Here is a 7,989-nt window from a genome sequence, read left to right on the forward strand (position 1 = left end):
ACCTTATTATTGACGAGTTTCTTCACGCTGGTCTGGACGAGTCGGACCTCGACGAGGATCTCGTCGGTGGGGCGGTCCGGGTGAAGGGTTTCGCGTTTTCGTTCCAGGAGTCGATGTAGTCGCGGATCTGTTTGACCAGGACGTTGACGCTCTCGAACGTGCCGCGGCGGATGGACTGCTGGGTGGTGATCCCAAACCAGATCTCGATCTGGTTCAACGAGGACCCGACGGGGGTGAAAGGGAAGTGGACGTGCGGGTTCTTCGCCAGCCACGCCTCCACGTCCGGGGAGGTACGACGGGCAGTGGGTGGGAGACGAGACAGCATCGCCGAGGGTCCCCACGGGGTTCAGCGACGTGTAGGGGGGCCAGAGGTGAGAACCCGTCAGGGCTCCCACCAGAGACAACTTGAAGATGACCAGGCGGTAATCCGTACGCGCGGACCCGGCTTCCGTCGCCATCCGATACGTCACAGCTCCTCTGCACAGGTGTGCCGGGATAGGACGGTGTGTGTCGCCGTTCCGTGAACCGTGACCCCCTATCGGTCGATGAAAAGTGACCCCTTCCATGATCAAGTGATCAGTCTGGCTCCATGGGAGTCAGGTGGAAGAGGTGATCGGTGTGGAGGACTGGGCTGAGATCCGGCGGCTCCACCGTGCGGAGGGCATGTCGATCAAGGGGATCGCGCGGCATCTGGGGATCGCCCGGAACACCGTGCGGCGGGCTGTGGCCAGCGATGATCCGCCGAAGTATCGGCGGGCGCCGAGGGGCTCGATCGTGGACGCGGTGGAACCGGCGATCCGCGAGCTGCTGGCCCAGTACCCGCGGATGCCTGCCACGGTGATCGCCGAGCGGATCGGCTGGGAACGGTCGTTGTCGGTGCTGAAACGGCGGGTGCGGGAACTGCGGCCGGTCTATCTGCCGGCGGACCCGGTCTCGCGGACGGCGTATCAGCCCGGCGAGCTGGCGCAGTGCGATCTGTGGTTCCCACCGGCGGACATCCCGCTGGGTTTCGGGCAGACCGGGCGGCCGCCGGTGCTGGTGATGGTGGCCGGGTACTCGCGGATGATCACCGCGCGTATGCTGCCGTCGAGGCAGGCCGCCGATCTGGTGAGCGGGCATTGGGAGCTGCTGTCCGGGTGGGACGCGGTGCCGAGGCCACTGGTTTGGGACAACGAAGCGGCCATCGGCCGCCGCCGCGAGGGGCGGGCCGTTCTCGGGCATGAGTTTGCCGCGCTGGCCGGGCTGCTGGCCTGCAAGGTGATCCTGTGCAGGCCCCGCGACCCGGAAGCGAAGGGTCTGGTCGAGCGGGCCAACGGCTACCTGGAGACGTCGTTCCTGCCCGGCAGGGTGTTCGCCTCTCCGGGCGACTTCAACACGCAGCTGAGCTCGTGGCTTGAGGTCGCCAACCGGCGGGTGCACCGCACCCTTGAGGCCCGCCCGGCAGAACGGTGGGAGGCCGACCGGGCCGCGATGCTGCCGCTGCCGCCGACCGCACCGCCGCGCTGGTGGCAGACCTCGGTGCGGATCGGCCGGGACCACTACATCCGCCTGGACACCTGCGACTACTCCGTGCACCCGGCCGCGATCGGAAGGATCGTGCGGATCGAGGCGGACACCGAGACGGTGCGGGCTCATCTGGACGGCCGCCTGGTCGCCGAGCATGCGCGCTGCTGGGCCCGCCACCAGACGCTCACCGACCCGGAGCACGCCGATGCCGCCACGGCGATGCGCGGCCAGTACCGCCAGAGCGGGGCCCAAGCCGCGGCGGTGGAGGTCGCACAGCCGGATCTGCCGGCCTACGACCGCGTCTTCCAGCTGATCGAGGGCGGCGGAGGAGAGGAGTGACACCATGGCCACCCGCATCACCCCATCCCGGGACGTCGCTGCCGAACTGGCCTTCCTCAGCCGCGCGTTGAAGGCGCCAGCGTTGCTGGATGCTGCCGACCGGCTCGCCGAACGCGCTACCGCCGAGTCCTGGACGCATCAGGAGTATCTGGCCGCCTGCCTGCAGCGCGAGGTTGCTGCCCGCGAGGCGCATGGCGGCGAGGGCCGCATCCGCGCGGCCCGTTTCCCCGCCCGCAAGACCTTGGAGGAGTTCGACTTTGCTCACCTGCGTGGCCTGAAACGGGAGGCGGTGGCGCACCTGGGCACCCTGGACTTCATCACCGGCAAGGAGAACGTGGTCTTCCTCGGCCCGCCCGGCACCGGCAAGACCCACCTGGCCATCGCTCTGGGCGTCCGTGCCTGCCAGGCGGCCACCGCGTCGCGTTCGCCACCGCCTCGCAGTGGGTCGACCGCCTGGCCGCCGCCCACACCGCAGGCAAGCTCCAGGACGAACTGCTGCGTCTCGCGCGCGTCCCCGTTCTGGTGATCGATGAGGTCGGCTACATCCCGTTCGAACCGGAAGCGGCGAACCTGTTCTTCCAGCTGATCTCCGGTCGCTACGAACGCGCGTCCGTGATCGTGACCAGCAACAAGCCGTTCGGACGCTGGGGCGAGGTCTTCGGAGACGACACCGTGGCCGCCGCCATGATCGACCGTCTCGTCCATCACGCCGATGTGCTCTCCTTGAAGGGAGACTCCTACCGGCTCAAGGACCGTGACATCGGCCGCACACCGAGCGCGGCAACCGGGTGAACAACTACACACGGGGTCAAAATTCACCGACCCCAAAGGGGTCCAGGTTCAGAGACCGCCGACAGGTGTGCAATGTTCGCCGCAAGGCGACGTGGCCGTTGCGCAGATCAGGACGACTCCGGTGGGGCTGATTCCGTAGAGGTCGATCCGGGTCGGGGCAATCTCGCCGGGGCCGCGGAGCTCGACGGAAGCCACCGAACCGGCCGCCGAGGGCACGGCCTTGTCGGCGCGCGTGCCTGATGTCGCGGCGTCCAGAATGGCGTTGGGCACCACTCCCGCGCGCAGGCCGGGCATGTGGGAGCCGGGCAGTGCGAAGTGCCTCGCGAGTCACCTCCGCCGATGCCGGCGCAGCCCGCCAGTTCGGCCGCGCAGAGCCACCCGGCTGCCGCGAGGCGGAGAGGTCGGCGTCAGCCGGGGCCGAGTGGCCGTGCCGGCGTCAGTCAAGGGCAAGGGGACGAAGACCTGTGGGCGGGGCCATTACCCACACCCCGATGCGAGGTCACGCCGACTCGCACAAGCTCACACGCAGCTAGAAGGACCTGGTCAGTGCCGCTCTCATTTCCCATGTCTCAGAATGACCACGCTTCGACACTCATCAAACTGATAGTGGGCAGGTCGGCAGGCATGTCAACTCTCATCCTCAGCGGCGGCTCTCAAGACCAGGGCGAGCAGCACGGCTCCGAGCAGGGCCAGCCACCCCATCCCCTCCAGGGCAACCGCGACAACCACCCCTGGCGCCGACACCCGCACCACCTCGGGCCGCACCCACACCCACAGCACGTGCAGCGGCAACAGAGCGGCGAGATACGGCTCCATCCCGGCGAACCCCAGGGCGAGCACAACCCCCACGCACCCGAGGCCCACAAGCTCGTAGTACCGCACCCACCGCCCCGGCGACGCAGCCACCCAACGCCGAGCCGGCTCACCGCCCCAGCTCGGACAGCCCTCAGGCACAACGGACTCAGGCAAGGGCCGAGGCAAGGACGGCCGAACGTCAGTACTCATGGCTAACGAGACACCCGAACCATCGAAGTGGTTGCGGTGAACAATGAAGGCCGCCGAAGGCGAGCCTTCCAGGGGCGGGGAACTGCGCGACCAACCCCCACAAACCCGCACCCGGCAACGAACCCCAGGCGCCGCCCCAGAACCCGCTCAGCCCACGACCAGCAGGACGACCAGCACAACCGCCCCCGCCACCACAGGCCCAAGCACCTCATAAGCCCACCGCACAGCGACATCCCCCTGCGCGGTCTCCGCCTTCTCCCGAGCCTCCAACAGCTCCCGAAGGTCATCCATCACCTTGTCGGTCTCGGCACGAGCGGGCCCGTTCATCTCACCGCCACCCCCGAGCCCCCCGAACCCGAACCCGAGCCCAGCACCACGGCCGCCCCGGCCGTTCCGCTCCGCCCCCGCCCGAGCCGTCCGCCGAGCCGCTTTCTTCCGCGCCCGCAGCGAAACGGGAATCGACCACAGCTGATACTTCGCCCCCGACTTGGCCACGACCTCGTTGGAGTACCCGGACCGCAACGACGCGACCTGCCCCCAGGGCAACACCACCACCCGGAACGGATTCCGGATCCGCAGCCGTTCCTCATTGGCGAAGACAGCCGGCCGCACGGTGAAGGCGGCCACCCCCGGCACCACGAGAATCATCGACGCCAACGCCAGCCAGGGCGTCCGCCCGTCTCCCTGCGCCAGCGCGTCGATCCCCAGCCAGAGCACGATGCCGAGCAACAGAACGCCACCCACCATGGCCATGGGCGAGCGGTACACCCGGTCCCGGGAAGGCGGGACCGGCGGCTGCGGCGCAGATGAGGAGCGCTCCGGGGTCGTCATGCCCCCGATTCTGCCCGACGCGGCCGCCCCCGCTCATTCGCGGTCCCGACTCCGAAGACGAGCGACCGGGGCTGTACAGCCGCTACGCGCGTAGATATGCTCGTCTGGTGACCATGCCCACCAATGCACCCTCCCCCACTGCTGAACGCGTGGGAGGTACCCCCAGCGCGAAGACCCTCTCGGACGTCACCGCGTCCGACAGCACGCTGCGCCGCTTCCTCCACGGGCTGCCCGGCGTCGACGCGGTCGGCCTGGAGGCGCGCGCCGCGTCCCTCGGGACCCGTTCCATCAAGACGACCGCCAAGGCGTACGCCATCGACCTCGCGATCTCGATGGTCGACCTGACGACGCTGGAAGGCGCGGACACCCCGGGCAAGGTCCGGGCGCTCGGCGCCAAGGCGGTCCGCCCCGACCCCACCGACCGGACGACCCCGACCACGGCCGCGGTCTGCGTCTACCCGGACATGGTCGCCGTGGCCAAGGAAGCCGTCGCCGGTTCCGGCGTGAAGGTCGCCTCCGTCGCCACCGCCTTCCCGGCCGGCCGCGCCGCCCTCCCGGTGAAGCTGGCGGACGTGCGGGACGCCGTCGCCGCGGGTGCCGACGAGATCGACATGGTCATCGACCGCGGGGCGTTCCTCGCGGGGCACTACCTGAAGGTCTACGACGAGATCGTCGCCGTGAAGGAGGTCTGCGGGACCGCCGCCCGCCTCAAGGTCATCTTCGAGACCGGCGAGCTGTCGACGTACGACAACATCCGGCGCGCGAGCTGGCTCGGCATGCTGGCGGGCGCCGACTTCATCAAGACCTCGACCGGCAAGGTCGCCGTCAACGCCACCCCGGCCAACACCCTCCTCATGCTGGAGGCCGTGCGGGACTTCCGAGCCCAGACCGGGGTACAGGTCGGCGTGAAGCCGGCCGGCGGCATCCGTACGACCAAGGACGCGATCAAGTTCCTGGTCCTCGTGAACGAGACGGCAGGCGAGGACTGGCTGGACAACCACTGGTTCCGCTTCGGCGCCTCCTCCCTCCTGAACGACCTGCTGATGCAGCGTCAGAAGCTGGCCACCGGCCGCTACTCCGGCCCCGACTACGTGACGGTGGACTGATCATCATGGCTTCCGTATTCGACTACGCACCGGCACCCGAGTCCCGCTCGGTCGTCGACATCGCCCCCTCCTACGGCCTGTTCATCGACGGCGAGTTCGTGGAGGCGGCCGACGGCAAGGTCTTCAAGACGGTCAGCCCGTCGACCGAGGAGGTCCTCTCCGAGGTCGCCCAGGCCGGCGGGGCGGACGTCGACCGCGCGGTGAGGGCCGCCCGCAAGGCGTTCGAGAAGTGGTCGGCGCTGCCCGGCGCCGAGCGCGCCAAGTACCTGTTCCGCATCGCCCGGATCATCCAGGAGCGCAGCCGCGAGCTGGCCGTACTGGAGACGCTGGACAACGGCAAGCCCATCAAGGAGACCCGCGACGCCGACCTCCCCCTGGTCGCCGCGCACTTCTTCTACTACGCGGGCTGGGCCGACAAGCTCGACCACGCGGGCTACGGCGCGAACCCGAAGCCGCTCGGTGTGGCGGGCCAGGTCATCCCCTGGAACTTCCCCCTGCTGATGCTGGCGTGGAAGATCGCCCCGGCGCTCGCGACCGGCAACACGGTCGTCCTGAAGCCCGCCGAGACGACCCCCCTCTCCGCCCTGTTCTTCGCGGACATCTGCCGCCAGGCGGGTCTGCCCACGGGCGTCGTCAACATCCTTCCGGGCTACGGCGACACGGGCGCGGCCCTGGTGGCCCATCCGGACGTGAACAAGGTGGCCTTCACCGGCTCCACCGCGGTCGGCAAGGAGATCGCGAAGACGGTCGCCGGGACCCGCAAGAAGCTCACCCTCGAACTGGGCGGCAAGGGCGCCAACATCGTCTTCGACGACGCCCCGATCGACCAGGCGGTCGAGGGCATCGTCAGCGGCATCTTCTTCAACCAGGGCCAGGTCTGCTGCGCGGGCTCCCGGCTGCTGGTGCAGGAGTCGATCCAGGACGAGCTCCTCGACTCCCTCAAGCGCCGGCTGTCCACGCTTCGCCTCGGTGACCCGCTGGACAAGAACACCGACATCGGCGCGATCAACTCCGAGGAGCAGCTCACCCGGATCACCTCGCTCGTCGAGAAGGGCGAGGCGGAGGGCGGCGAGCGCTGGTCGCCCGCCTGTGAACTGCCCGAGAGCGGCTACTGGTTCGCCCCGACGCTGTTCACCAACGTCACCCAGGCGCACACCATCGCCCGTGACGAGATCTTCGGCCCGGTGCTGTCCGTCCTCACCTTCCGCACCCCGGACGAGGCCGTCGCCAAGGCCAACAACAGCCAGTACGGCCTGTCGGCGGGCATCTGGACGGAGAAGGGGTCCCGGATCCTCGCGGTCGCGAGCAAGCTGCGCGCGGGCGTGATCTGGTCCAACACGTTCAACAAGTTCGACCCGACCTCGCCGTTCGGCGGTTACAAGGAGTCGGGCTTCGGCCGCGAGGGCGGCCGCCACGGCCTGGAGGCGTACCTCGATGTCTGACAAGTCCGAGCAGCAGCGTCTGAGCGTCTTCAAGACCTACAAGCTGTACGTGGGCGGGAAGTTCCCGCGTTCCGAGAGCGGCCGGGTGTACGAAGTGACGGACTCGAAGGGCAACTGGCTGGCCAACGCGCCCCTGTCGTCCCGCAAGGACGCCCGTGACGCGGTGGTCGCCGCGCGCAAGGCGGTGGGGCCCTGGTCCGGTGCGACCGCGTACAACCGCGGTCAGATCCTCTACCGCGTCGCCGAGATGCTGGAGGGCCGCCGCGAGCAGTTCACGCGTGAAGTGGCCGACGCCGAGGGCCTGTCGAAGTCGAAGGCCGCCGCCCAGGTGGACGCGGCGATCGACCGCTGGGTCTGGTACGCGGGCTGGACCGACAAGATCGCCCAGATCGTGGGCGGCGGAAACCCGGTCGCGGGCCCGTACTTCAACCTCTCCTCCCCCGAACCGACCGGTGTGGTCGTCGTCCTGGCCCCCCAGGAGTCGTCCTTCCTCGGCCTGGTCTCGGTGATCGCCCCCGTGATCGCCACCGGCAACACGGCGATCGTGATCGCGAGCGAGAAGTCCCCGCTCCCGGCCCTCTCCCTCGGCGAGGTCCTGGCCACCTCCGACCTGCCCGGCGGTGTCGTCAACGTCCTGTCCGGCCGTACGGCGGAGATCGCGACCCCGCTGGCCGCGCACCAGGACGTCAACGCGATCGACCTCGCGGGCGCCGATGACGTACTGGCGAAGGAACTGGAGATCGCGGCCGCGGACAACCTGAAGCGGGTTCTGCGTCCACAGCCTGTGGACGAAGTCGACTGGTCCGCGACTCCCGGCATCGACCGCATGACGGCGTTCCTGGAGACCAAGACGGTCTGGCACCCCACGGGGTCGCTGGGCGCGTCCGGCTCGTCGTACTAGGGGGTGTTTTGAAAGTCCTGTGCGGTGCCCGCGGTGTTCGGTGCGTGCCCTCGGCGTGCCGGACGAA

At 69.1% G+C, this 7,989-nt stretch carries 8 protein-coding genes and 1 pseudogene; 5 read left to right on the forward strand and 4 right to left on the reverse strand.

The window, feature by feature from the left end; genetic code table 11:
- Positions 1-22: 22 nt before the first annotated feature.
- Positions 23-325: a hypothetical protein gene (locus RMT89_RS32415; protein ID WP_315887312.1), complete on the reverse strand. Its 303-nt coding sequence runs from the start codon at positions 323-325 to the stop codon at positions 23-25.
- A 284-nt stretch (positions 326-609) separates the two neighbouring features.
- On the opposite strand from RMT89_RS32415, the gene istA reads away from it, so the two are divergent.
- Positions 610-1,845: an IS21 family transposase gene (gene istA / locus RMT89_RS32420; protein WP_315887320.1), complete on the forward strand. Its 1,236-nt coding sequence runs from the start codon at positions 610-612 to the stop codon at positions 1,843-1,845.
- Between the two features lie 4 nt (positions 1,846-1,849).
- Positions 1,850-2,637 (forward strand): annotated as a pseudogene (istB, locus tag RMT89_RS32425) (IS21-like element helper ATPase IstB).
- A 48-nt stretch (positions 2,638-2,685) separates the two neighbouring features.
- On the opposite strand, the gene RMT89_RS32430 reads toward istB, so the two are convergent.
- The 3 genes from RMT89_RS32430 to RMT89_RS32440 all read right to left on the reverse strand — a co-directional run bounded on the left by RMT89_RS32430 (position 2,686) and on the right by RMT89_RS32440 (position 4,473).
- On the reverse strand, positions 2,686-2,931 hold the full coding sequence (locus tag RMT89_RS32430; RefSeq protein ID WP_315887313.1) for a hypothetical protein: 246 nt from the start codon (positions 2,929-2,931) through the stop codon (positions 2,686-2,688).
- 333 nt (positions 2,932-3,264) lie between these two features.
- Complete coding sequence (locus tag RMT89_RS32435; protein ID WP_315887314.1) at positions 3,265-3,486, reverse strand: hypothetical protein; 222 nt, start codon at positions 3,484-3,486, stop codon at positions 3,265-3,267.
- Positions 3,487-3,789: 303 nt separating this feature from the next.
- Positions 3,790-4,473: a PH domain-containing protein gene (locus tag RMT89_RS32440; protein ID WP_315887315.1), complete on the reverse strand. Its 684-nt coding sequence runs from the start codon at positions 4,471-4,473 to the stop codon at positions 3,790-3,792.
- Between the two features lie 113 nt (positions 4,474-4,586).
- On the opposite strand from RMT89_RS32440, the gene deoC reads away from it, so the two are divergent.
- From deoC to RMT89_RS32455, 3 genes are read left to right on the forward strand one after another with little or no spacing between them, the layout of a single operon-like run.
- The gene (deoC, locus tag RMT89_RS32445) at positions 4,587-5,579 is read left to right on the forward strand and encodes a deoxyribose-phosphate aldolase (protein WP_315887321.1); all 993 of its coding nucleotides are present in this window, start codon (positions 4,587-4,589) and stop codon (positions 5,577-5,579) included.
- Positions 5,580-5,584: 5 nt separating this feature from the next.
- Positions 5,585-7,021, forward strand: a complete 1,437-nt coding sequence (locus RMT89_RS32450) for an aldehyde dehydrogenase family protein (RefSeq protein ID WP_315887316.1) — start codon at positions 5,585-5,587, stop codon at positions 7,019-7,021.
- Positions 7,014-7,922 carry an aldehyde dehydrogenase family protein gene (locus RMT89_RS32455; protein ID WP_315887317.1) on the forward strand — a complete coding sequence of 303 codons (909 nt, stop codon included), beginning with the start codon at positions 7,014-7,016 and terminating at the stop codon, positions 7,920-7,922. Before RMT89_RS32450 ends, RMT89_RS32455 begins: the two co-directional genes overlap by 8 nt.
- Positions 7,923-7,989: the final 67 nt, after the last annotated feature.

This window comes from Streptomyces sp. P17 (assembly GCF_032436805.1).
Taxonomy (GTDB): Bacteria; Actinomycetota; Actinomycetes; order Streptomycetales; family Streptomycetaceae; genus Streptomyces.

Excerpts from the sequence above, each read along its gene's own strand:
- RMT89_RS32450 (WP_315887316.1), top strand. The coding sequence starts at position 5,585 with ATGGCTTCCGTATTCGACTACGCACCGGCACCCGAGTCCCGCTCGGTC.
- RMT89_RS32430 (WP_315887313.1), bottom strand. The coding sequence starts at position 2,931 with ATGCCCGGCCTGCGCGCGGGAGTGGTGCCCAACGCCATTCTGGACGCC.
- RMT89_RS32415 (WP_315887312.1), bottom strand. The coding sequence starts at position 325 with ATGCTGTCTCGTCTCCCACCCACTGCCCGTCGTACCTCCCCGGACGTG.
- RMT89_RS32440 (WP_315887315.1), bottom strand. The coding sequence starts at position 4,473 with ATGACGACCCCGGAGCGCTCCTCATCTGCGCCGCAGCCGCCGGTCCCG.
- deoC (WP_315887321.1), top strand. The coding sequence starts at position 4,587 with ATGCCCACCAATGCACCCTCCCCCACTGCTGAACGCGTGGGAGGTACC.
- RMT89_RS32455 (WP_315887317.1), top strand. The coding sequence starts at position 7,014 with ATGTCTGACAAGTCCGAGCAGCAGCGTCTGAGCGTCTTCAAGACCTAC.